The following is a 1026-nucleotide window of genomic DNA, read 5'->3' on the forward strand; positions in this document are numbered from 1 at the left end:
AAACAGGAATGTGTATGGGAAAACATTATCGTCATTTAACAGCTCAAGACCGTATTCAGCTGTATGAAGGTTTATTTTCAGGTCAGTCGATAGCGGCAATAGCTAGTCATTTAGGATTTCATAAATCTACTATTTATCGAGAACTAGAGCGTAATAGTAGTCGGCCTGGTTATCGAGCAGATTGGGCTTCTCAACAGTATTTATCAAGAAAATTTCATCATGGATTTAAGCGAAACAAATTTCCTGAGCTTAAGAAAGTTATTATTGCTCGCTTGAAAGAAGGCTGGTCTCCTCAACAAATTTCAGGTCGGCTTAAAAGGTCAGCAGGACAATGTATTATCTCTCATGAAACATTTATGCTTATATCTATAGTCCAGCAGGTAAAGCAGAGAAGCTTTACCAATTATTGCATAAAAAGAGACGTTTTCGTTATCCGTGCGTTCAACGCAAACGACAAAAATCGACATCGGAAACCGAAAAAATAGGTATCGCACAACGTAGTAAGGAAATAAATCAGCGCCAACTATTTGGTCATTGGGAAGGTGATTTACTAATGTTCACAAAACATAATCCGCATTTAATTACCTTGCGTGAACGGAAAAGCCGTTATTTAGTAGCAATTAAAAGTAACAGCCGAACACCTCAGAAAACAGCTTATACATTAGTTAAATATATGAAGAAAAACTGGAGTAATATCGTACACTCTTTAACATTAGACAATGATATTGCATTTGCTCATCATGCAACAATAGCCGATGCTTTTGCCGCTCCTGTTTACTTTTGTGAACCATACAAATCCTATCAAAAAGGAGCTATTGAAAATGGAAATCGTTTATTGCGAAGGTATCTACCTAAAAAATCTAGTATTGAAAAACATACTCAAAAAGACATTGAAATGATTGTCAGTAAATTGAATAATCAACCTATGCGATGTTTAGAATATCGTACGCCAAAAGAGGTTTTTTATGAGTACAAAGAGCGCTTAAATCCGCAAGGGGAAATTCGCACTTGAAAACTGAACGTGCC

The 1026-nt window shown here is 36.3% G+C and carries 2 protein-coding genes; both read left to right on the plus strand.

Annotated features, from left to right (window positions below; all coding sequences use genetic code 11):
* Nucleotides 1–485: helix-turn-helix domain-containing protein (locus A8O27_RS18115; protein ID WP_131744534.1), on the plus strand; the 485-nt coding region annotated here is incomplete at its 5' end.
* Entirely contained in the window at nt 407–1012 is a 606-nt protein-coding gene (locus A8O27_RS18120) for an IS30 family transposase (RefSeq protein WP_259293101.1), read from the plus strand. The genes A8O27_RS18115 and A8O27_RS18120, both read left to right, overlap by 79 nt.
* Nucleotides 1013–1026: the final 14 nt, after the last annotated feature.

This window comes from Legionella bozemanae (assembly GCF_001648595.1).
Lineage (GTDB): Bacteria > Pseudomonadota > Gammaproteobacteria > Legionellales > Legionellaceae > Legionella > Legionella bozemanae.